At 65.7% G+C, this 19632-nt stretch carries 23 protein-coding genes and 1 tRNA gene; 10 read left to right on the top strand and 14 right to left on the bottom strand.

Annotated features, from left to right (window positions below; translation table 11 throughout):
• Positions 1 to 1964: 1964 nt before the first annotated feature.
• Entirely contained in the window at positions 1965 to 2357 is a 393-nt protein-coding gene (locus tag B1L11_RS34210; protein WP_079319469.1) for an NUDIX domain-containing protein, read from the bottom strand.
• Between the two features lie 334 nt (positions 2358 to 2691).
• On the opposite strand from B1L11_RS34210, the gene B1L11_RS34215 reads away from it, so the two are divergent.
• Positions 2692 to 3729, top strand: coding sequence for an NBR1-Ig-like domain-containing protein (locus B1L11_RS34215; protein ID WP_256863136.1), 1038 nt, complete (start codon positions 2692 to 2694; stop codon positions 3727 to 3729).
• A 59-nt stretch (positions 3730 to 3788) separates the two neighbouring features.
• Here the strand turns inward: B1L11_RS34215 and B1L11_RS34220 are convergent, their stop codons facing one another.
• The 3 genes from B1L11_RS34220 to B1L11_RS34230 are packed head-to-tail and all read right to left on the bottom strand — an operon-like array spanning position 3789 to position 6577.
• Positions 3789 to 4739: a SpoIID/LytB domain-containing protein gene (locus B1L11_RS34220; RefSeq protein ID WP_143737751.1), complete on the bottom strand. Its 951-nt coding sequence runs from the start codon at positions 4737 to 4739 to the stop codon at positions 3789 to 3791.
• A 54-nt stretch (positions 4740 to 4793) separates the two neighbouring features.
• The gene (locus B1L11_RS34225; protein WP_079319472.1) at positions 4794 to 5690 is read right to left on the bottom strand and encodes a peptidase inhibitor family I36 protein; all 897 of its coding nucleotides are present in this window, start codon (positions 5688 to 5690) and stop codon (positions 4794 to 4796) included.
• A gap of 41 nt (positions 5691 to 5731) precedes the next feature.
• Positions 5732 to 6577, bottom strand: a complete 846-nt coding sequence (locus B1L11_RS34230) for a peptidoglycan-binding protein (protein WP_079319473.1) — start codon at positions 6575 to 6577, stop codon at positions 5732 to 5734.
• A gap of 641 nt (positions 6578 to 7218) precedes the next feature.
• On the opposite strand from B1L11_RS34230, the gene B1L11_RS34235 reads away from it, so the two are divergent.
• Entirely contained in the window at positions 7219 to 7623 is a 405-nt protein-coding gene (locus tag B1L11_RS34235; protein ID WP_079319474.1) for a hypothetical protein, read from the top strand.
• 40 nt (positions 7624 to 7663) lie between these two features.
• Here B1L11_RS34235 and B1L11_RS34240 read toward each other — a convergent pair whose 3' ends face one another.
• Positions 7664 to 9073: a S28 family serine protease gene (locus B1L11_RS34240; RefSeq protein ID WP_079319475.1), complete on the bottom strand. Its 1410-nt coding sequence runs from the start codon at positions 9071 to 9073 to the stop codon at positions 7664 to 7666.
• A 190-nt stretch (positions 9074 to 9263) separates the two neighbouring features.
• Between B1L11_RS34240 and B1L11_RS34245 the strand changes: the two genes are divergently transcribed.
• From B1L11_RS34245 to B1L11_RS34255, 3 genes are all read left to right on the top strand, one after another.
• On the top strand, positions 9264 to 9605 hold the full coding sequence (locus B1L11_RS34245) for a DUF5713 family protein (protein ID WP_079319476.1): 342 nt from the start codon (positions 9264 to 9266) through the stop codon (positions 9603 to 9605).
• Positions 9606 to 9977: 372 nt separating this feature from the next.
• The gene (locus B1L11_RS45945) at positions 9978 to 10667 is read left to right on the top strand and encodes a hypothetical protein (RefSeq protein ID WP_143737752.1); all 690 of its coding nucleotides are present in this window, start codon (positions 9978 to 9980) and stop codon (positions 10665 to 10667) included.
• 142 nt (positions 10668 to 10809) lie between these two features.
• The gene (locus tag B1L11_RS34255; RefSeq protein ID WP_218671485.1) at positions 10810 to 11163 is read left to right on the top strand and encodes a hypothetical protein; all 354 of its coding nucleotides are present in this window, start codon (positions 10810 to 10812) and stop codon (positions 11161 to 11163) included.
• A 470-nt stretch (positions 11164 to 11633) separates the two neighbouring features.
• Here B1L11_RS34255 and B1L11_RS34260 read toward each other — a convergent pair whose 3' ends face one another.
• The 3 genes from B1L11_RS34260 to B1L11_RS34270 form a co-directional block, all read right to left on the bottom strand.
• Entirely contained in the window at positions 11634 to 12170 is a 537-nt protein-coding gene (locus B1L11_RS34260; RefSeq protein ID WP_143737753.1) for a hypothetical protein, read from the bottom strand.
• A 642-nt stretch (positions 12171 to 12812) separates the two neighbouring features.
• A complete protein-coding gene (locus B1L11_RS34265) occupies positions 12813 to 13067 on the bottom strand; it encodes a hypothetical protein (RefSeq protein ID WP_218671486.1) in 255 nt (84 codons plus the stop codon).
• Between the two features lie 194 nt (positions 13068 to 13261).
• Positions 13262 to 13495 carry a hypothetical protein gene (locus B1L11_RS34270; RefSeq protein WP_143737754.1) on the bottom strand — a complete coding sequence of 78 codons (234 nt, stop codon included), beginning with the start codon at positions 13493 to 13495 and terminating at the stop codon, positions 13262 to 13264.
• Positions 13496 to 13843: 348 nt separating this feature from the next.
• On the opposite strand from B1L11_RS34270, the gene B1L11_RS34275 reads away from it, so the two are divergent.
• Entirely contained in the window at positions 13844 to 14266 is a 423-nt protein-coding gene (locus tag B1L11_RS34275) for a DUF4259 domain-containing protein (RefSeq protein ID WP_079319479.1), read from the top strand.
• A gap of 235 nt (positions 14267 to 14501) precedes the next feature.
• On the top strand, positions 14502 to 15137 hold the full coding sequence (locus B1L11_RS34280; protein WP_079319480.1) for a site-specific integrase: 636 nt from the start codon (positions 14502 to 14504) through the stop codon (positions 15135 to 15137).
• 61 nt (positions 15138 to 15198) lie between these two features.
• Here B1L11_RS34280 and B1L11_RS34285 read toward each other — a convergent pair.
• Together B1L11_RS34285 and B1L11_RS34290 are read right to left on the bottom strand one after the other, a co-directional pair.
• Positions 15199 to 15271: transfer RNA gene (locus B1L11_RS34285), tRNA-Arg, on the bottom strand.
• Between the two features lie 124 nt (positions 15272 to 15395).
• Complete coding sequence (locus tag B1L11_RS34290; protein WP_079319481.1) at positions 15396 to 15854, bottom strand: MaoC family dehydratase; 459 nt, start codon at positions 15852 to 15854, stop codon at positions 15396 to 15398.
• Positions 15855 to 16065: 211 nt separating this feature from the next.
• Between B1L11_RS34290 and B1L11_RS52650 the strand changes: the two genes are divergently transcribed.
• A complete protein-coding gene (locus B1L11_RS52650; RefSeq protein WP_256863134.1) occupies positions 16066 to 16188 on the top strand; it encodes a hypothetical protein in 123 nt (40 codons plus the stop codon).
• A 65-nt stretch (positions 16189 to 16253) separates the two neighbouring features.
• Here the strand turns inward: B1L11_RS52650 and B1L11_RS34295 are convergent, their stop codons facing one another.
• Complete coding sequence (locus B1L11_RS34295) at positions 16254 to 16769, bottom strand: DUF4142 domain-containing protein (protein WP_179155455.1); 516 nt, start codon at positions 16767 to 16769, stop codon at positions 16254 to 16256.
• Positions 16770 to 16878: 109 nt separating this feature from the next.
• On the bottom strand, positions 16879 to 17247 hold the full coding sequence (locus B1L11_RS34300) for a glycoside hydrolase family 16 protein (RefSeq protein WP_079319483.1): 369 nt from the start codon (positions 17245 to 17247) through the stop codon (positions 16879 to 16881).
• Between the two features lie 152 nt (positions 17248 to 17399).
• Between B1L11_RS34300 and B1L11_RS34305 the strand changes: the two genes are divergently transcribed.
• Entirely contained in the window at positions 17400 to 17813 is a 414-nt protein-coding gene (locus B1L11_RS34305; protein ID WP_218671487.1) for a ribonuclease domain-containing protein, read from the top strand.
• An 8-nt stretch (positions 17814 to 17821) separates the two neighbouring features.
• Positions 17822 to 18190 (top strand): barstar family protein, encoded by a 369-nt coding sequence (locus B1L11_RS34310; RefSeq protein WP_079319485.1) that lies wholly within the window; start codon positions 17822 to 17824, stop codon positions 18188 to 18190.
• 1 nt (position 18191) lies between these two features.
• Here B1L11_RS34310 and B1L11_RS52655 read toward each other — a convergent pair whose 3' ends face one another.
• Entirely contained in the window at positions 18192 to 18422 is a 231-nt protein-coding gene (locus B1L11_RS52655) for a GNAT family N-acetyltransferase (protein WP_256863135.1), read from the bottom strand.
• A gap of 478 nt (positions 18423 to 18900) precedes the next feature.
• Positions 18901 to 19596, bottom strand: coding sequence for an SDR family NAD(P)-dependent oxidoreductase (locus B1L11_RS34320; RefSeq protein ID WP_079319486.1), 696 nt, complete (start codon positions 19594 to 19596; stop codon positions 18901 to 18903).
• Positions 19597 to 19632 lie beyond the last annotated feature (36 nt).

The following is a 19632-nucleotide window of genomic DNA, read 5'->3' on the forward strand; positions in this document are numbered from 1 at the left end:
CCTTACGACCCATCGTTAGCCTGGACGCTGCAAGACGTCCAGATGAGCTGACGTGGACTTGCCGGATTTCGCGAGCCGACAATGCTGATGGCATGCATCTGCTTTGGATGAACGTCGGCACGGTTTACCTGACCGATGCGATCACAAGAACTCTCGGAGGGGCAACGAAAACACATCCCTCGCAACACCCGGTATCAGCCGGCCAGATGCAACTGGACCGACTTCGCCCCATCCCGGCATTCACACTGACGATCATTTCGGTATCCTCGATGATTGCAGCGTTGATTTGGTTGTCCACACTTGACGTATGCGCAGAGACGCTCCCACTCGCCCATTTCGAGGGTTTCGAATGCCGCCGGAACATATTCACATAAGCGCAACAGAGCAGCGGCATGCGAGACGCTTCGGCCAAATCCACGAACAGCCGCTTAAGCACCTCATCCGCCTTCCATAGCCGTGGAAGACGCCATCCGCAACCGTGACGTTGCCGCACGTGGACGGCGTGCCCGACGACGGATTGGACCTAGAATCCGTGAAGGTGAACGGCGTGTTCCAGGGGAACGCGTTCGAGTCGGAGTCCTGCCAGTCATCTACACCTCGGCCGGCCTGCGGATCATCTGGGGTGAGATTGGGACGGATGTACCGATGCCCGGAAAGTTCGACTCCGGTGGCTCGCGAAGCCGGAACGAGGGCGCTGAGGCGCCGCTTGCGTCGAAGAGACCGAGTTCGCGCATGTCGTCACGTCAAGGAGCCGGTCAGGGTCATCGCCCTCGCGGAAGCGGTAGCTGTGGAGACTGAGCGTCACAACGATCAGTCGGCTGTTCACCTCATAGGTGAACTCGTCTCCCTTGGTGTCCTCCTGTGAGGTGGCCGCCTTCGTACGCGCGAGAGCATCCCTCGGGGACCGGCGAGGAGATGACCCTCAGAACCCGCGCCCTCCCGGCTCATTCCGAGGAGGGCCGGGACTGCAGGGGGCGGAGCCCCCTGCAGTGTTTGCTGTGAGTGCTCGGCTAACCGGCTTCGGCACTCGGTCCCGGTGGTCTTCGAGCGTCCATCTGTCAGACACTCACTGGCGGCCGTGGTCGTAGCCGTGCTCGTGTCGGTGGTCTCACCGCCGCCACCGCCGCCGCCGTCACCGCCGCCACCGCCGCCGCCGTCACCGCCACCGCCGCCGCCCTGGTCATAGGTGCGAGGCGCGAGATCGGTACGGTGTCCAGGGCTCGACGTCAGCATCGAGGAGAACGCGTCGTGCGCTGCGGCGGTCTCTGAAGCGCTGACCGCTGACGTGTTCGCCGGGCTCGCTACGGCTGAGGCTTGAGATGCCTGACCCAGCCCCAGAGTCAGGGCTCCGACGAAAACTGCGCCCAGCGCAGAGATTCGCTTATCGGCCATTAGCGTCTCCTTTCGGTTTCGCGCGACGAATCTGGTATCGCGCGACGATTGCCCTTACGACCCATCGTTAGCCTGGACGCTGCAAGACGTCCAGATGAGCTGACGTGGACTTGCCGGATTTCGCGAGCCCGCAATGCCGATGGCATATGTCCGCTTTGGACAACTGCCGACGCGGTTACCCGTCCGATGCGAGCACAAGAACTCTCGGAGTCACAACGAGAAACATGCATCGCAACACATGGCATATGCCAATCAGATCCAGAGCCTGTCTGATGGCAGATCAGGGTTGGTGCGGTTGGGGCCCAGCCCCGAAGGGCCTTTACGCGTACATGCATGAAACCCACCATCCCGGATGCGAGAGAGCGAAAGCACCATGTCTGCCGCTACTCCACCTGTGATGGAACATTGCATGACCGGCCCTGTAGCCTCACCTTGGCCCGCGAATCCTCTGCGGCCGGCCTTAAGCAGGCCAGGGACCGGGCCGAGGCGGCATGGGCGGCAAGCAAACCTCCACGAAGAGGCCACAAGACGTCCAGACCACTTATCTGATTCCTGGTGTGGTCTGGAAATAGTCAGTGGAGTTGGCCGGTCTCGTGTAGGTGGTCGAAGATGATCTGGTCTACGGGGGATACGCGATGGCGGTCGGCGTAGGTCAGCCAGGTGACTTCCTCGATCTCGCTGGCGGCGGTTGGGGTGCCGTGGTGTTCGGCGGTGTAGCAGGTCATCCGCACGGTGACGCCGTCGGCGTGGCCGTGGGCCTGGGCATGGAAGGCGCCCAGGTGCGTGGCGGTGGCGGGCAGGATCATGATGGCGAGTTCCTCGGCGATCTCGCGGGTCAGGGTGTCGAGGTCGGTTTCGCCGGGCTCGCGTTTGCCGCCTGGAATGTAATAGACGTCTTTGCCTCGTGATCGGGTGCTGAGGATCTTGCCTTCGTCGAGATGGATCCACGCGATCTTGTCGATCATCGTCTGTCGTCTCCTGTCTGGCCGGCGGGCTCAGGCTGCCTTTCCCGGGGGCGTTCCAGAAGTCTGCCGTTCCTGAAGACGGCTCCGGCACTGGCGAGCGCGACGAGGTGGGGGGCGTTGACCGCAGCATCGCGATCAACAAGGACGTGTACGGACACCTCATGAAGGGCGACAAGCGGGCGGCGACAGAGGCCATTTTCAGCGCTCTACTGGCCCGGCCGAAACGGGTGGCTCCCATTGTGGCCGGCGAGCGAGGCGCAGGAGGACGTATGCGAGATGCCTCGTAAGCTTGAGCGGATACCGCGGGCGCTGTTAGCTTCGCCCGGTGGACGACATGCCTGCACGGGCGGAGGCGATCGAGGACTTCGCGGCGGCACTGCGAAAACTTCGCAAGTCGGTCGGCAACCCACCTTTCCGAGAAATGTCTGGCCGGTCGGGGGCGATCTCCCACACGACGTTGCACGAAGCCACGAAGGGTAACCGGCTCCCGAGCTGGGAGACCACCGTCGAGTTCGTCAAGGCGTGCGGCGCAGACCCGGCCGCGTACCGCGAACGCTGGGAGAGTGCGAACTTGGCGGTCAGATCGGCGACCGCAGGGAATCCTTCAAGCCGCGCGGGCACCTTGGCGGCCCGTCCGCCTGGTGGACTCGAAGCCTTCGCCTCGGACGTCGCGGAAGGTCGTACGGTGCACAGCGCCACGGGGTCGCAAGCCCCACGGTCGGCTGCTGAGACCTCGGCATCTCTGCCTACGCCGCCACCGCCCGACGAGATCGCGGGCGACGTCCGGCCGGTCCCCTCTGCGCCAGGGGGCCCGGGGCGATTTCGGCCGACCCGCCCGGCTGCGCTCGCAGTGGCGGCCGTCGGTGTGGCGACAGTGGTCCTCATCGCGGTCGTCGTCAATCGTGGCTCCGGGACCGACGGGCACAGCGTGAACCCGTCCGAAAGCCCATCGACGACCGGGCTGTCGGCGGCCGACTGCCCGGTGCGCGCCACCAATCCTCCGTGGAGCCCGCCTGCGCACGAGGGTGATTCGGCGAAGTTCATCGGGGACATCACGCTCCCCGACTGCACGCGCGTCGGCCCCCGCCAGACCGTGACCAAGGTGTGGCGGCTCAAGAACGCCGGGACCGTGCCGTGGAAGGGATATTCGCTGCATCGCCTCGACCTCCCGCAGCAACCTGATCAATGCCAGACCGTCCCCGACGTACCGATCAAGGACACGCGGCCCGGAGAGATGGTCGACATCCGGACCGACATCACCACGCCGAGCAAGCCGGGCTTGTGCTACGTGCGGTTCAAGATGATGGAGGGCTCGGGACGGGTGGCGTTCCCCGGAGGCCGGCCACTCAACTTCCAGATCATCGTCGGCTGACGCCTGTTCCCCGTCGTGCACGGCACGGCGGGGAACAGGGGCGGACCGCCTCACGCTGCTCAGGACGTGAGAGCGATCCCCTTGTAGTAGTACCTGAGGATCCTGGAGTAGCTCCAGCCCGCCTCGGCCTTGTCGCGAGAGCCGTTCTGCGACATCCAGTCGCCGGTCACCCAGTGGCGGCAGGCCGTCGTCGTGGAGCAGTACTGCGCCTTGAAGATCTTCCCGTTGCGCGTCATCCGGATGCCCCAGGTCGCGTCCACCGCGGCGTTCGTCGCCGCCGTCGCCGAACCCGGCTTGTACATCTGGCTGGACGTGTGGTCGGTGACGTCGTAGCACTGGCCGCTGGGCGTCTTGCTCGCCGACCTCAGCGCCCAGTACCAGCCGAAGTTCTTGACCGCGATCGCCCCGGCCCGGAGAGACTCCCTCGGCCAGTGCGACCGCCACTCGTTCGGCAGGACGTTCTTGATGTAGGTCTTGAACTCCACCCGGTCCACGCGGTTGAGGGATTCCCGGTACACGAGGATCGTCGTGGGCAGCCTGCTGTCCGTGCCGTCGGTCTTGCACCCGGTCGGCGGCGCGGAGCTCAGGAACCGGTGGGAGGCGTTCTGGTTCTTCAGGCCGGGCTTGAGGTTGCCCTTGGCGCCCGGCGCGAAGTCCTGGTAGACGCTGCCGCCGTAGTTGCTGTTGAAGTAGACCCGGACGGTCTTGCCGCTACGGTTCCAGACCGAGGCCGCGGCGTTCTTGACGCACGTGCCCTTGCCGGTGCCCGGTCCCTTGAAGTCGAAGCAGGAGGGCTGCCGCGTGCCGTAGTCGCCCACGGATCCGGTGAAGTCGGAGAGCGATCCCTGGTTGTTGCTGTTGAAGTAGTAGCAGAACTCGCCGGTCTCGCACACGCCGTTGCGGGTGGCCGCCGAGGCGGGCGAGGCGGTGGCGAGCACCGCCCCGCCGAGCACCATCGCGGCGGCCGCCGCGGTGAGCCGCGAGATCAGACGTGCAGTTCGTGGAGACACAGTTGCCTTCCTCTTCATCGGAGGCCCCGGTGCTTCATCAGAGGTCCCGGTGCGCTAGCGGATGTTGTAGCCCTGGGAGACCCAGAACGAGTTCGGGTTCGGGTTGCTCAGATGCGGGTCGCCGACGCTCTTGGCGGCGAGCTTCTGCCGTCCGGGGCGCATCTCGACGTGGGTGTGCGCGGCCTTACGGGACGACACCCCGTGCCACGCCTCCTCCGCGATGATCTGGCCGCGCGAGATCTGCTGGCCCACACGCAGCGAGGACAGCGGAGCGGAGTGCAGGTAGATGATCGTCTTGTTCGACGAGGCGTTGTAGACGGCGATCGTGGAGAGCCCGGAGCCGCCGTTGCGCCCGTGCACGACGTTGATGATCTGACCACTGACCAGGGCGTGGACAGCCGAACCCACGCTGCGCTTGATGTCGATACCCTCATGCCGGCCAGAGGTGTGGACGTAACCGTCGAAGCCGCAACTGATGTAGCCGCCGCCGGTCTGGTACAGCGCGTACGACATGTTGACGCGCGCCGATGACGACGGGCCGAACTGGTGGGAGGCGTTCTGGTTCTTGAGGCCGGGCTTGAGGTTGCCCTTGGCGCCGGGCGCGAAGTCCTGGTAGACGCTGCCGCCGTAGTTGCTGTTGTAGTAGACGCGGACGGTCTTGGCGCTGCGGTTCCAGACCGAGGCGGCGGCGTTCTTGACGCACTTGCCCTTGCCGGTGCCCGGTCCCTTGAAGTCGAAGCAGGAGGGCTGCCGCGTGCCGTAGTCGCCCACGGATCCGGTGAAGTCGGAGAGCGATCCCTGGTTGTTGCTGTTGAAGTAGTAGCAGAACTCGCCGGTCTCGCACACGCCGTTGCGGGTGGCCGCCGAGGCGGGCGAGGCGGTGGCGAGCACCGCCCCGCCGAGCACCATCGCGACGGCAGCCGTGGTGAGGATCTTGTCGAGCGTTCCCATGGTGTTCTCCTTCGTGTCTGTGCAGCCTGGGTTTCGGATGGTCAGCGGCGCTGGTACTCCTCCCAGGTGCGGATGGTCACCTTCGGGCCGTCGTCCGGGCCGCGGCCGGCGAGCCCGTTCAGGCCGAGGTAGTAGTCACCGATCTGGTGCTGGGCCTGACTGGAGAGGTCGGTGTCGCTGATGGCGGCGGCGTGGATGTGCCACGGCCAGTCGGCTTGGTCGGGGCTACGCACCCATGCCGCGAAGCCGACGCGTCGCAACGCGCGGACGACGGCGGTGCGGGTGGCGGAATCCATCCCCTCGACCGAGATGTCGACGACGCCGCCGCCGTCGTGGGTGCCCGCGGACGTGGGGTCGCCGCCGGGGTTGTACGACCCCTGCAACAGCACGAGGCCGCGGCCGAGCAGCCGCTTCGCCTCGGCCAGCATGCTCCGCGTGCGGGTGTCGACGACGACGCCGCCGACGGACACCCGGGCACCCGGCCCGATGATGTGCGTGACCGTGAAACGGCCGGCTCCGAGCTTGGTGAGCGATGTCTCACCCGGAAGGCCGTTGGCGGCGAGACCGGTGAAGCCGAGCGACTTCTGGAACTTCGTGAAGGCGGCGACCGTCGTGGTGCCGAAGTACCCGTCCACCCACTTCGCGTCGAGCAGGTGCCGGTCGCGCAGCGCCTGCTCGACGAGGAGCACGCTGGCCTTCGCGCCCGGAGTCAGCGTGTTGTCAGCCCGCCGCGGGTCGATCTGGGCCGCCTTGACAGTGGCTTCCATGTCCACGCTCGGAAGGGCCCTGGTGTCGGCTGCCTGTGCCACCGACATCCCGGGCGCTCCGGTCATGCAGGCGAGCAGGGCGGCCGCCGCGAGTGCGCCGGCGCATGAAGGCAGCTTCATCGTTTCTCCTGGGGTCGGACACCGGCAGGTGATTCCTGCGGCGGACCCACGGTTTCGGATCGCCCGCGCTGTCCACAACGAGATCGTGTTGTCAGCCTGTCCGTCAGCCTCCCCTTACAGGCGTACGCGCCGCCTGACAGGTGATCGAGAAGGCCGGCCTCGGCCATTGGCACCCCACGGGCTACGGCACTCCGGCGCCTCGTGATGCCGGCGCAGGGCGACAGGCGAGGGTTGCGTCCACGGGAGTGGTAGAAGAGTTTCCGCTGGTAGAGGCGTGGCGTCTGAAATGAGGACGGCCATCGCGAAGTCAAGCGAAAGCGATCCCCGTGAACGACAGAGCTTCGTCACCAGTGCCCGACTGGCCACGGTTGTTCTGGCGGAGGCGCGGGACAGGATGAAAGTGTACGGAGCCGCGCGGAAATTGACGTTATGCCGAAATCATCGCCATGGAGTCGCTTTCCCGGGCCGATCGCGACGGTCCTTATCGCGATTCTTCCACGAGGGCCGCGCAAGGGGCCGACAAGTCAGGGCGGACCGGTAACGAGATAACGTGAATTACCGATGGTCAAGTGCCCCGACTCCTCCCACCCGCAAGCCTGGCCGGCAGTATCCGGTCGGGCATCGTCGAAGGATGCCGGCCCGTGATGCTCGCCGACGTACACCCTGGCTATCTATGGCTTGTGGCGGGGTTGTCGACTCTGTTCGCACTGGTACGGCTCGGCTTGTTGATGCCCAGCTGGGGCTACCGCATGAGAGCCTCTCTCGGATTCCTCGTCGTGTTCGGCGGGCTGGTCGCTGTAATGGCATTTGATTCTCGACCGGACTCCTCGGAGGCGAGGGGCCTGACGATCTACGCCGCGACAATGATCGCCCTGTTCGCGGCGACGATCGGGCAGGGTGAGGAGATCAGAGAAGCGGCGGCTCACGCACTGCAGAACCCGGACGGGGAGACGCGCCAGGTGCGGCCCGGCCCATTCACCGTGAAGTTCCTGTTGGTGCTCGGTGCCGAGATACTGCTCTTGTCCTTGGTGTTTCCCGACTTCTGAGAATCGGCCAGGTCCCTGATCCGTCCGTGCCCGGAGGCGCTCAGGTGAGCCGGGCCCACCGCCTGAGGGTGTCCGTGGCCTCGGCGAAGTCGCGAGAGGACAGGTGGCTGATGCTCGCGCCGTGGTTGGCGCGCGGGTCGACGAACACATGGCAGTCCGTCCCCTTCGGTGTGAACCGCTCGGCACTCCAGGGATCCCGCCCGCCGTAGACGAACATCATCCGGCTCGCCTGCCGGGTCACCCACGCGTCCACGTCCCGCATGGCCCTGCCGTCGAAGCGGGAGCGGAGGGACGTGGGCAGCACCGAGTTCGGCTGGTAGAGCCCCGGATACCGGGTCAGGCCCTTGAGGTGGGCGAAGCTCAGGGACGCCCAGCCGAGCTGGGTGGCCGCCTGGTAGTAGTAGGGCAGGTACGGCTCGATGCCCTGGTCGGTGTACTGCTTCCAGGTCTGGATCTTGTCCACCCATCGGAAGATGGCGGTGTCGGAAGCCTTCTCACCGGGGATGCCCTTGCAGTCCTGCTGCCGGAAGTACTGCCAGAACGTCCAGGCGGAGTCGAGCACGCTCAGTTCGAAGGAGCGGTCGGCCGTGCCGATGGTGCGGCCGAAGGTGAGGCCCTCACGCTTGGCCAGGGCCGTAAGCCGGGGCACCAGGCTCTTGCGACGCTTGAGCGCCTCCCGCTGCACGGTACGCAGGGCGGCCCGGCACGACGGCGTGCCCACGGTCGTGAAGAACCGCTCGTAGACGCGGTCGTCGGCGTTGACCGCGTCGTTGGGCGCGACATAGGCCACGACCCCGTCGAGGTCGCCCGGATAGAACCGGTGGTGGTAAACAGCGGTCATGCCGCCCTTGCTGGCCCCGGTGCCGATCCAGGCGCCGTCGTAGACCTGCTTGAGCGCCTCGACGATCGCGTGTTCGTCGCTCGCCTCCTGCCAGATGTCGAGCTTCGCCCAGTCCTTCCGCTTCGGAAGCGAGGCGCCGAAGAAACGGTGCTCGACAGAGAGCTGGTTGGCGTCGAGCCCGTAGGTGGGCTCCTGGAGCCACGCCTTCTCCGGGATGAAGTATCCGCTGGTGTAGAGGACAACGGGCCGGTCCACCGACCGGTGCGAGAGAGTGAGCCGCTGCTGGAAAGTGCCGCCGCGCGGGTTCCGGTGGTCCACCGGCTGGGTGAAGGTGAGGGTGTAGTCCTTGTAGCCCTTCGCCCGCCCCTTCTTCACCGACACCACCCGGAGACCGGGGACGGCCCTGAGCCGCGCCAGCAGGTCGTCCTTCGCGATCCCGGCCGGGGAAGCCGCGGATTTCGCCAGGACCGTCCCGGCACCGGTCGCCGGGGCGGCCGCCGCGGGGATCGCGACCAGGAGGGACGACGCCAGCGCCGCCGAGAACAGCGCCAGGGGCCCCCGCGTCCGCCGGACCGGACTCTTCAGCCGCGCGTACGGGCGACCCGCCATGCCGTTTCCTCACATGTCGACGTAGATCCACAACGATGATCGGAAAGACTCTGTCGTATCGGCATATGTCGGCACAACCGCAAAAGGGATCCGGCTCACGGCCGCCCGTGTCGCCTCAGACCGGGCAGATGTTGTCGGTGGCGTAGTGCAGCATCGGATCACCGAGCTGTCGACGGAATGAGAGATCGCGGTGGCGCCGACGAACCGGCAGGTGGCCGAGCATGCCTTTCTCAAGGGCATGTACGAGGACGAGTACTTTCCGAATCACGTCGTCGACAAGGGGAAAGCCATCCTCCTGCGGCTCTGCGAGCGGATCGAGGCCGAGCGGCCGCCGGACCTGGCGGCGCTGTACGTGCTCACGGAGGCCGCGACGGAGGAGTTCAACGCGCTGGAGGCGGAGTTCGAGGCGGCCGGCAGTGAGATCGAGACTTTCGCACGAGAGGCGATAGCCGAAGGCTTCTGGTTCGTGGCGTCGGCATACGGGTTCGCGGAGGCGGACGTGGAGGAGTTGATCGCCGGCCGGGAATGGTGAGCCGACGCGCAAGGCTCTCGACAGGCTCAATCGCAGGCTTGACAGTCCGGCTCACGAGTAAGTGCGAGCCGTAAGGGCCCTTCGGGATCAACTCCGAAGGGCCCTTACACGTACATCCATGAAATTCGGAACTTGCAAGATGATCAATAAGTATCCGTAGAGCCACACCGAACTAACAGTGGCGAATGATGCAGCAGTCCCTTACTCGTGCTTTACAGGAGATAGGTTTCCAAATATCGCCAATTTTGCTGCTGCCGCGTGAGTAACGGAGGGCGAATGAGCCACCATCCCGGATGCGAGAGAGCGAAGCATCACGTCTGTCGCTGCTCCACCTGTGGCGGAACATTACATGGCTGGCCCTATAGCCTCACCTTGGCCCGCGAATCCTCTGCGGCCGACCTGCAGCAGGCCAGGGACCGCGCCGAAGCAGCATGGGCGGTGACCAAACCTCCGCGAAGAGGGCGCAAGGCGTCCAAGCCTAGACAAGGAGCGGCTGTCGACTGCGCCACGGTAGACCTTATCGAGTGGCTTTCGGAGAACCGAAGCACAATTGATCACGTCCAGGAGGTCGGCGACCTGCTGGCTGGGCATGTTATCGAGCAGCTAGAGAAGAACTACGGCGACAGCGAGCCGCGGAAGCTTAGGAGCGCTCTCAATTCTCATTTCTGGTGCGATCTCCTGGTTGCCACAGCCGACGGCATGGACAAATTCTCACAGGCCGTCGGCCGAATACCTGAATATGTGACGACAGCAATCACCAAGTCCCGCAAATCCGATGACCGCTCACCTCTGCTCGATCCTTTGGTGGCGCTCGCCGTACGAACGGCCTGGGAACCCATCAAGAGCATGATCCGCACAAGCGGGAACGAGGAGCTGCAAAGAACGTGTCGAATTCTCGCCGTCCTGATCTGCCCTGCGCCGGAAGACCACACTGCCGTCCGGGATGGCGCTCTCATTCCGCTGGCCAAGGAGGCCATCTCAGAGATCAGCAGAGAGCGGCTTGAGCAGGTCTTTCCCGCCGACTGGGTCTCTCGTCTCCGCAAGTCCCTCGGCGATGAGTGAAGCGATCGTCCTACCGCTCGGGCACCATCTTGCCCCCAATGGGCCTGCGATCGGCAGACAACGTCCAACTGACACGAATGCAGGTAGGCCCTGGGATGACCAGCAGGGCCTTCCTCATGTCGGCTTGTGTTGAGATATCAAGATGAATGATGAAGATCGCGCCACGCTGCTCGCCTTGCGGGACAGGTTCGCGGCACTGGGTGCTGCTGATCCCGATAGTTGGGCTCTCTCTGAGATATCGGAAGACATCCCTCAACTGGCTCGCTTTCTAGCGCTACGAGGCATCTGGCCAGAGCTGATCGACAGTTGGGCTGCTCCAGGTGCCTTGGAAAACATCCCGGCAGCGGCCCGGCTACTCGCACACGGCGCGGACCGCCGCGATCTTGCCCAGCTCGCGCGAGTTGCCGCCTACGAGGCGGTATTCGGGCTGCTCTACAACCTCACAGCCGCCGGCCGCGACGGCGAAGCACCAGACGATTCCCCTGGCTGGCGCTGATGGAGACCACAGCATCGGGTGAACTAACAGGCAGAGCAGTCGGGCACCTTCACGAGGACCTACTCACCATGGACCCCTCAGGCCGCGATGGTCGGGATCTCTGGGATCGCCAGTAGATGCTGTTGCTCGCTGCTGTACAAAGATCAAAAGGCCCACTCCGGTGATCGGACTGGGCCCTTGAGCTGGGCGCGACCGAGAGGACTCGAACCCCTAACCTTCTGATCCGTAGGTCCCCAAACGACATCCACGGTCGTTCAGGGCCGTCCGCCGTGCTGCTCCTCGGGACTGCGGCTGTTCAGATCCGTCCGACGCAGTTTATGATCGTCTGTTCGAGTGGCTCCCAGGAGCCGCCAGTACTCCTCGTGGTGATTCCTCCAGCAAGCCCGTCCACATACTCGCTTGGTGAGCGCCTGAACCTTTCCACGGAGCTTCTCTGGACTGAGTCGATGCCAGTCAAAGCCCGACGCCCGTCAGCCGTTGGTCGGTTCGACATCCACCACGATCATCTTGTCAAATCGGTAGCTGTCCAGGTCGGGCGCATTCCAGTGCTCCCCTGGACGAATCGTGTGGAATCTGAACGTGGCGTTGGTCTCGTTCGCGCCGATGATGCAACGCACCGGGCTGGGCGGGTCAAGGGCGTACACAAGCTGGCAAAACTTCAGCGCGAACGCGACACCGTGAAGGAGCAGGATCCGCTGGTCATCCTCAGTGATGACCGGCGCGCCGTTGACGGTGGCAACCTCGACCGGGACGAAGTCCTCCAGGTGGAAAGAACTGTCGGCGCACTCCCAGGCGGTGAGGTCGTTGAAGAACGAGGGTGCGCCTTCAGCTCCTCCAGCCGAGGTTGCCCAGGTCAAAACCTCCCCACGGCGGACAATGCCGCGCTCCGCGCGTTCCAGAAGACCCGATGCCAGGCCGCCCGGCGGCTCGATCGCTGCCAGCCCGTTCAGCACTCCCAACATCTGGACCGCAGCGTCGTTCATCTTGAGCGAGAGCATGATGTCCATGATCTCAGCGGTCCTGGATGAGTGTGAGTGGTCGAGGGCTGTCGTCCTACACGCGAATTAAAAGCTCGGCCGATCATAATTCCGAACAGTTCAACGCAGGTCAGAGGGCATGCCTGGTCCACCGTGAACGGTCCTGAACGCCCCTGTACTGCAACTCGGATCGCAACCCTGATGGCTGTCGTTCGCTGCCTTCGGCAGGTCGAGCACGATCGTGATCACAAGTCGTATTCCCGTGATGATCGTTACTGGGAGAACAAATAACAGCCAGAATCCCCACTCTCCTGGCCACAACATTCTGGCGAGCAGAAGGGCCACGATGGAGGCGATAAGAAGAGCGGACAAGTAGAGGACTTGCGCCCCGGGTGGCGGGACGTCACAAAGAGCGATGCCGCGACCACAATGACGGGTATCGCGTACACGATGACAATGGCCAGTAACACACTGGACTCCTTGGCTCGTATGCGACTCGTTGCGACTTGCCTGCCTTGGATCGTCTCACGTTGTACCCACGTCGACGTGTCAGGGGGTGCCTACGGATTATGAGTGGAGGATACTTCTCCGGCTTTCCAGGGCTTGACGTGCTGAACCAGGTGCCCGAAGTTAGCTGAGTACAAAGATCATCCCGTGTATATCCCGCAGGACCTACTGATCAGCCGTCTGATGCCTGGCCCGCTCTCGTAGTCGACGTAGCCGGCGTTCGTACTGGCCCGCGTACGACCTCTGGGCCTTATCGACGGTGCGGATCAAGGGATCCGAAGAGTGCTCATAAAGCTCGACCTCGAACGGGTCACTGTCGTAGTCGATGAGCTGGGCCAGCGTCTCACGGTCCTGTTCGACAGAGCCACGACTCCGAACGCCTTCGCGCCAACTTTCCGCGCTCGCCTGGGCCTCGTCCACATCCATACCGTAGCTGCGAGCGGGCACCATCTGAAGATGGAGTGATATTGGGCTATCAGCTTGGGAATTGCATTGATCACGGCTCGTAGGGCGGCTCACCTGCGGGTAGGGCCGGTAACGAGTGACCGTAGTTGCCCCCTCGTCCCCCTGGCTAATTGCACGCTAATGGCACGACGATCAGCCCCGACCTGGGTCTACCACTCCTTACCTTCGGCCTGGCGTTGCTCGATCATCACGCTGATCGACGCACCTATCGCGTGGAGCACCTTGCGGGCGTGCTCGCGATCGACACCCATGCGAGTCTGGAAGTCCCACTCATCGAGGTGAACGCCGTTGCAAATCTCGTTGAGAGCGTTGTGGACGGCGAGAGCGTCGTCCGGCCCGAGGCTGATCGTGATCGCATCGGCTGTTGCCCTGATGATCTCCACGCACACATTGTGCAGAAGAGAGGGCACCTGCGCACGCCTCGCATCTTCCTGATCACCCCGTGTGCCGTCGACCCGCCCGAAGGGGAAGCGGGCCAAGGCCGCCGGGTCCAGGTGGAGCGCCCTACTGGACGAACGACCTGGACCCGGCGGCCTTGGTCTGCTCGGCTTGTCCCGGGTCGATGGCGGGCGGGGTGATCAGGCCCCTACCTCAGCCAGCTACGGCCGGCCACAATGAGCAAGCCCTTGGAGATCACCCCCGGAGCCGGAGCGCCCCTGCCGGAGGCGAGATCTTGGCTTGTACCGTGGCGTTCAGAGTCGATGTGAAGCTAAGTGCGGGCAGGGAGTGGCATGGGTGCGTGGGATGTGGGTCCGTTCGACAACGACCCTGCCGGGGGCCTCCTCGATGAGTTGGAGAGCGTCGGTACGGATCGCATCCCCGTGGTGCTCTCCGAGAGGTTCCGTGCGCTGATCGATTCGGCGGAGGAACTGGATAACTGGGACGTGTGTGAGGTCGTGGCCGGCGCGGCCCTTGTCGCGCATCGTCTCTCCGGAGAGATTGAGGTGTCTCCCTACGCGGAGGACTTCCTCGACGCGCACCGGTTCGAGGTCACGGACGATCTGCGGGCCTTGGCCAAGCAGTCCCTACTGCGGGTGCTGAAGCCTGAGAGCAACGAGTGGTACGACCTGTGGGTCAGCTCCGACGGGATGGACGAGGTCCGGACAGAGCTGGAGCCGTTCATGCGTGTGCTTGCCGGAGGGCGCGACGCGTGATGCGTGATGCGTGATGGCCGCATACGAGGTCATGTAGCGGTTCGGGTGATGCTGTGAGCGGTGGCGTGGCCCTGGTGTGATGGGTTGTTGGGTACGGCGCGGCGGGTGTACGGCGGCCGGCCCCGCGGGCGGGCCGACCGGAACCGGCCCCCAGGCCGCATGCCCGGCCGCCGAGCGGGCGTAGGGCCGCGGGGCGGCGCGGAGCGCCGCCCTTGATGAGGTCGCGGAGCACCGGATGGGCGTACTCATCCTCCTGGCCCTCGTGTTCGGCCTGCGTCGCGGCGAAGCGCTCGGGCTCATGTGGAGCGGATTCGATCCGGACGCCGGGACTCTCCGTGTCACCCATGCCGTGAAGCGAATCAAGAACCGGGACTCGAATGCGACCCGGAAGACCAAGCTCGTGATCAACCAGCTGAAGACCAAGAAGTCACGGCGTACCCTCTCCCTCACTCCCGAACTGGTCGACGCGATCAAGCGTCATAGGAGCGCGCACAACGCGGAACGCCTTCAGGCCGGCGCGGAGTGGACCGAGCACGGGCTGATCTTCCCCACCGCTTTCGGCAATCCGTCCGACCCGGACACCTTCTCGCACCTGTTCTCCAAGCTCGCTCAGAAGGCGGGGCTCGGGCACTGGCACCCACACGAGCTCCGGCACTCGGGGGCCTCGCGGATGCTCGCCCAGGGGACGCCGCTCCACGTCGTCTCCGACGTCCTCGGACACGCGAGCATCGCGATCACCAAGGACGTGTACGGGCACCTCATGGAGGGCGACAAGCGGGCGGCGACGGAGGCCATTTCGAGCGCTCTACTGGGCCGACCGAAACGGGTGGCTCCCAAGGTGGCTCCCACAGACGCGGAAGAGGCCGGGTGATCCCCGGAAACACTAAGGCCCGTTTCCAGGTTTTCCCTGGTCACGGGCCTTCTACGATGTGCGCGGCCGAGAGGACTCGAACCCCTAACCTTCTGATCCGTAGTCAGATGCTCTATCCATTGAGCTACGGCCGCTTTGCTGCCTGTTCACCTGCGGTGCCCTGCAACGGGTGTAACTCTACCAGACCCGTCACCCCTGCTTGCGCCAATAAGTCGCCCCACCCTCGTACCACCAGAGCCTGGCCGAGGGCAGGCCGGGTCACTCCTGGGGAACGAAGAGCGTGAGCGTGTCGGCGATGCAGGCCGGCCTGTCGACTCCCTCGACCTCGATCGTGACGCGAAGGTTCGCGAGGGTGCCGGAGGGAGTGCCCTTGACGTCGGTGATCTCCGCCCCCGCACGTACGTGGGACCCGACGGGAACCGGCCGGGGGAAGCGCACCTTGTTCAGTCCGTAGTTGATCGCCATGCGCAGGCCGTCCACGCGATACAGCTCGCCGAGCAGCGACGGCAGCAGCGAGAGCGTGAGGTATCCGTGGCCGATGGTGCCGCCGAACGGGCTGTCCTTCGCCCGGTCCGGGTCCACGTGGATCCACTGGTGGTCGTCCGTTGCGTCGGCGAAGGCGTTCACCCTCTCCTGACTGATCTCTCGCCAGTCGCTGTACCCGAGATGTTCACCCTTGGCTGCCTTGAGTTCCGCGAGGTTCGTGAAGATCCGCATGACCGCACCCTATTCACACACACCCGGGACCGGCAGGAATCGGGGGGCTCGGAGCGCGTTGCCGTCCACAGTGGTTTCATCGGGGGCGCGGGCGAGCGCTGTCACGGAAGGCAACACACACGTCTCTCTCGGTGACGAACGGCTCGTGACCTGCGGGGGTATCAGCACAAGGCGGGGTTCACGCCGGAACACACCCCGACGTGGAGGGAACGTGGACGAGCAACCCGGCCCACCCGGCAAGCGGTATCGGCTCCGCGGACTCATCACCGTCGTGGTCGCGGGTCTCGTCTGCTGGGCGCTCATCATCCTGCTGCTGGTCAAGCTGTTCGGTTGAGCCCGCCGGGAGAGGACGTGGAGGGGACGTGCCGGCCGGGGACCAGCCCCGGCCGGCACCGGTCGTCACTCACCGCTCTGAATGCTCTCGACCAGGTTGAGATGCTCCTGGACCACCGGTTTGGCGTCCCGGGCCAGGTTCTTCACCTCCGGGGAAGAACCGCTCGAGACTTCCTTGTCCAGGGAAACCAGGGTCTTGCGGTGATCCCTGACCTGCGCGTCGATCCACGCACGGTCGAACGCGGTGCCGCTCTTGGCGGCGAACTGCCGCAGTTCGGCCTGCTGCTCCTCGCTCGGCTTGCCCGGCAGGTCCACGCCCAGCTTCTCGGCCACCCGCTTGAGCTGGTCGTCGAGGGAGGTGTGGTCCTCCACGAACTTCCTGCCTGCGTCCTTGACCGACTGCTTTCCGGCCTGCCGCTCGGCGAGCTGCCCGCCCTGGATCTCCGCGAGGTTGTCCTGATGCGCACCGACCAGGAATGCCTTGTCCTGGTCGCTGACATCCGGCGGCGCCGCGTAACCCGCGGTGACCCCTGACAGCGCCGCAACCACGGCCGCCACCAGGACGATGAGCCATCTCAGCATCAGATCCCCCGATCCTTCACGGACGGCCGAGCACCGGCTGATCGGCCTCGACCATCCGGGCATAGCGCTTCAAATGCCTCATACCCACCAGCCGCGCCTCTCGTACGGCTCAACCTGTCAGGGGCCGATAGCCCCTCACGTAATCGACCACGAACTCCTTGGGGTACGGCCCCACCCGCTCGGCCCCCTCGGCGTCGGGAAACTCGTAGATGCGGAGCATGAGCTGCATCGGATAGTCCGGGGACTGCCGGACGGTCTTGACCTGGCGGCCGTCCACGAAGAACGTCACCCGATCCGGGGTCCACTCGGCCGCGTACACGTGGAACTCGCGCCCGTCGATGGGAAGGACCTCGGCGGCGAACTCGTCGGTGATCGCGGGGTCGCCGAACGGATGGACGCCCATGCCGACCGCCGTCGCGACATAGCCGGCCTTCGTCACCGGGGCCGGCACGTACGTACTGTTCTCGGCTTCGCTCATGCGTCAATCCTGGGTCGATCCAGGGGGGAACCACGCACACCTCGGGGCATACGGAAAAGACGACGGGAGTTCACCAATCTCCACCTTGGTTCGTCCCGGTTTCGAGGTGATGCTGGCGAATGTCTGTCCCCTCGCCCCCACAAGGAGGTCTCGTGCAGACTCCGCGACGCTTCCGGCCGTCCTGGCCGGGACGGTTCGCCGTCGTGATCGCCGCCATCGTGTCCCTCACCGGAGTGACCGGCACCGTCCCCGCCCACGCCGCGGTCTACAGCTCCTGCACAATCTCCCGTTGTGCCGACGCCCGCTCGGCGAACGCGATCTGGGCCGGGAAGGGCTACCCCACCAGCAGCGGCTGGTACTCCTGGCCGGACGGCAAGTACAACTACACCGGCGGGCGCTTCTACAACCGGGAGGGTCAGCTGCCCAGCGGCGCCACCTACTACGAGTACGACGTCTACTCCCGAGCGCGCGGCGCTTCGCGTGACGCGTATCGGATCGTCGTCAACCGCAGCACCGGCGTGACCTGGTTCTCGCCCAACCACTACACCGACTTCTACCGGCTCTAGGACTTCTCATGGCCTCCGCCGCGCGTCCGCTGCCTCCGTGGCTCACGGTGACCACCGATCCGGCCACGGCGGTCGTCGACGGGCGGGCCTGCCGGACCCGTGCCGCCTTCTTCGACGAGGTGGCACGGGTCCTGCGCCTCCCCGCGTACTTCGGCCGCAACTGGGACGCCCTCACCGACTCCCTGCGCGACGTCGGGCCGGTCCACTTGGTGGTGAATCACGCCGAGGAACTGCTCGACGCCGAGCCTCCGGGGCAGTTCGCCACTCTGCTGGCCGTCCTCGCCGGCGCCGCCGAGACCGGGCTGACCCTGACCCTCCACACGGACCCCGCCCACGAGTCCCGGCTCCGTCACCGTCTGGGCGACGCCCTGCCCTGAGCTACGCCCTGGGCGGGACGAGGAGTGCCTCGGCGCCGATCGGAACGTAGCCCGCGGCGAGGAACGCCCGTACGCTCGCGGCGTTGCCCGGGGCGATCTGCGCCCAGAGCGGGTGCGGGGTGAGATGCCGGGCCGCACGGGCGAGGGTGCGGCCGAGGCCGCGCCCACGGCCGGCCGGCTCGACCTCGAGCGCGACCTCCCACCGCCCGCCCACTCCCCGTCCGATGAGCACGAGCCCTCCCGGGCAGGTCCAGACGCGTACGTCGTCTCGGTAGCGGTGGGCACGCTCGACGCGCGGATGGGCGGCGTCCGTGACTTCGACCAGTTCGATGGGCGGGGGCCTTCGGCGGGGCGGCCAGGGCGAGCATGTCGATGTTGTTGACCCGGCGTCCCGTACGTTCTTCCAGGTCTCGCAGGAACGGCGGGTTGAGCGGCGCCGAAAGATCGTCGTCAGGCAACCGGGCTCTGATCCAGTCCTCGCCGACATCGGCGAAGATCACGTTGTGCGCGGTGAAGGCGATGACCCCCGCATGACGTGGGGACGGCTGCGGAACGACGGTCGGCCCGGCACCCGGCTCGGGCGGGTGCCCATCGGCCGCACGAGCGAGGACGTCAGGCAAGGTGGTCACCGGGAAACGGTAGCCATCCCCCGCAACCGCACTCAAAACGATCCCGTCCGGCCGGCGGCACCGCCGGTTCCGGCCCCGCCGTCACCAGGGCACGGGCCCGAAGCGGTCGATGAACCGGCCCGTTCCGCCGTCGGCTCCCTCGGTCGCGAGCGTCACGATCGCGTCGGTCCCCTCCGTCACGGTCTGGTGGCCGCTGTGCCCGTTGAGGTCGGTCGCGGTGTAGCCGGGGTCGGCGGCGTTGACCCGGATGCCCGGCAGCGCCTTCGCGTACTGCGTCGTGAGCATCGTCACCGCGGACTTCGATGACGTGTACAGCGGCCCCACGACCGTCGACTCCACCCGCTCGGGGTCGTGGGTCAACGCGAACGACCCCGTACCGCTGCTGACATTGATGATCGCCGGGTGCTCCGACTCACGGAGAAGGGGCAGGAAGGCGCTGGTCACGCGGACGATGCCCACGACGTTCGTCTGGAAGACCTCGAGAGCGTGGTCCGCGGTCAGTTCGTCGGCGGGCACGCGCGGCCCGAGGATCCCGGCGTTGTTGATCAGGATGTCGACGCGGCCCTCGTGCGCGGCGACGTCGGCCGCCGCGGCGGCGACGGACGCGTCGTCGGCGACGTCGATCCGCACGAAGCGTACGCCGAGCTTGTCGGCCGCCGTCCGGCCGCGTTCCGGGTCCCGGGCGCCGAGGACGACGGTGTGGCCGAGGTCGACGAGGCGGCGGGCGGTCTCGAAGCCGAGGCCCTTGTTGGCCCCGGTGATGAAGGTGATGGTCATGCTTCGAGCGTCGGCCTTCCGGGCGCGGGCAGCCAG

It is taken from the genome of Microbispora sp. GKU 823 (assembly GCF_002027145.1).
Taxonomy (GTDB): domain Bacteria; phylum Actinomycetota; class Actinomycetes; order Streptosporangiales; family Streptosporangiaceae; genus Microbispora; species Microbispora siamensis.

Bases quoted from the DNA above. Each gene is read 5' to 3' on its own strand.
- B1L11_RS34210 (WP_079319469.1), bottom strand. From the start codon at position 2,357: ATGATCGACAAGATCGCGTGGATCCATCTCGACGAAGGCAAGATCCTC.
- B1L11_RS34215 (WP_256863136.1), top strand. From the start codon at position 2,692: ATGCCTGCACGGGCGGAGGCGATCGAGGACTTCGCGGCGGCACTGCGA.
- B1L11_RS34225 (WP_079319472.1), bottom strand. From the start codon at position 5,690: ATGGGAACGCTCGACAAGATCCTCACCACGGCTGCCGTCGCGATGGTG.
- B1L11_RS34230 (WP_079319473.1), bottom strand. From the start codon at position 6,577: ATGAAGCTGCCTTCATGCGCCGGCGCACTCGCGGCGGCCGCCCTGCTC.
- B1L11_RS34240 (WP_079319475.1), bottom strand. From the start codon at position 9,073: ATGGCGGGTCGCCCGTACGCGCGGCTGAAGAGTCCGGTCCGGCGGACG.
- B1L11_RS34255 (WP_218671485.1), top strand. From the start codon at position 10,810: ATGAATGATGAAGATCGCGCCACGCTGCTCGCCTTGCGGGACAGGTTC.
- B1L11_RS34260 (WP_143737753.1), bottom strand. From the start codon at position 12,170: ATGGACATCATGCTCTCGCTCAAGATGAACGACGCTGCGGTCCAGATG.
- B1L11_RS34275 (WP_079319479.1), top strand. From the start codon at position 13,844: ATGGGTGCGTGGGATGTGGGTCCGTTCGACAACGACCCTGCCGGGGGC.
- B1L11_RS34280 (WP_079319480.1), top strand. From the start codon at position 14,502: ATGGGCGTACTCATCCTCCTGGCCCTCGTGTTCGGCCTGCGTCGCGGC.
- B1L11_RS34290 (WP_079319481.1), bottom strand. From the start codon at position 15,854: ATGCGGATCTTCACGAACCTCGCGGAACTCAAGGCAGCCAAGGGTGAA.
- B1L11_RS34295 (WP_179155455.1), bottom strand. From the start codon at position 16,769: ATGCTGAGATGGCTCATCGTCCTGGTGGCGGCCGTGGTTGCGGCGCTG.
- B1L11_RS34300 (WP_079319483.1), bottom strand. From the start codon at position 17,247: ATGAGCGAAGCCGAGAACAGTACGTACGTGCCGGCCCCGGTGACGAAG.
- B1L11_RS34310 (WP_079319485.1), top strand. From the start codon at position 17,822: ATGGCCTCCGCCGCGCGTCCGCTGCCTCCGTGGCTCACGGTGACCACC.
- B1L11_RS34320 (WP_079319486.1), bottom strand. From the start codon at position 19,596: ATGACCATCACCTTCATCACCGGGGCCAACAAGGGCCTCGGCTTCGAG.